Here is a 985-nt window from a genome sequence, read left to right as displayed (position 1 = left end):
CTGCAAGGGCGCTAGCACAAAATGAAATAATTGGAATTCCGCTCACGCCCCTTCAGGGCTAATTGTGTTGGATTTGGATTCACCGATGGGCGTTACCCATCGCTATTGATATAGCCCTTTCAGGGCGATTTCAAAATTGTAGCTCATTATCGATGTAAGAAAATAATTTACCCTGCAAGGGTAAGAGCAGTAACATAGGGCAACGCCCTATGAATATGAAACGCCATTAAAACCAAGCCCTGCAAGGGCGATAGCACAAAATGAAATAATTGGAATTCCGCTCACGCCCTTTCAGGGCTAATTGTGTTGGATTTGGATTCACCGATGGGCGTTACCCATCGCTATTGATATAGCCCTTTCAGGGCAATATTCCTCTCTCGTTTAATATGGGAGAAATACAATATCTTGAATTACACTTCAAGGATAAAAATCAATGACAAAATTCAATCAGAAACTATGTAGAATATTTTAATAATGTTATGTAATTTTAGATACAAACATAAAAAAACTTAACATCATGTCATCAGCCGGTCATGTATTCGATATGATTCGAAGATTGAGAGGCAATCGTGCCCAACTCACCTCTAACAAAGAAGGATTCCGCGATCATATCGAAATCAAGGAAAAGCGAAGAACCTTTGTGCGTTTCAAAAAGATCTCCTAAGAAGAAATGAAGGAGGTTAAAGAGAATATTCGAACCAAGGCAAGGCGCGAAAAACGAAGGTATTACATTACAAGTATTGTGGTGAGTGTAATTTTGATTGTGGCATTGATTTTTATTTTAAAATAACACCGTAGGGTCATGCATGGCTGGAATCTATATATCAATTCTACCCTGCAAGGGTAATAGCAACAGCATAGGGCAACGCCCTATGATTATGAAATACAATTGAAACCAAGCCCTGCAAGGGCGCTAGCACAAAATGAAATAATTGGAATTCCGCTCACGCCCCTTCAGGGCTAATTGTGTTGGATTTGGATTCAC

General features: G+C 39.7%; 1 protein-coding gene. It reads left to right on the top strand.

Translation table 11 applies throughout. The features are described from left to right. The first annotated feature begins 517 nt into the window (after positions 1-517). Entirely contained in the window at positions 518-664 is a 147-nt protein-coding gene (locus tag M0051_RS19540) for a hypothetical protein (RefSeq protein WP_306743254.1), read from the top strand. The last annotated feature ends 321 nt before the right edge of the window (positions 665-985 follow it).

Source organism: Marinifilum sp. D714, assembly GCF_030851345.1.
GTDB lineage: Bacteria > Bacteroidota > Bacteroidia > Bacteroidales > Marinifilaceae > Marinifilum.
This window is presented reverse-complemented; position numbering and strand designations above follow the sequence as displayed.

What these genes read in the sequence shown, in the direction of transcription:
- M0051_RS19540 (WP_306743254.1), top strand. Translation starts at nt 518, where the DNA reads ATGTCATCAGCCGGTCATGTATTCGATATGATTCGAAGATTGAGAGGC.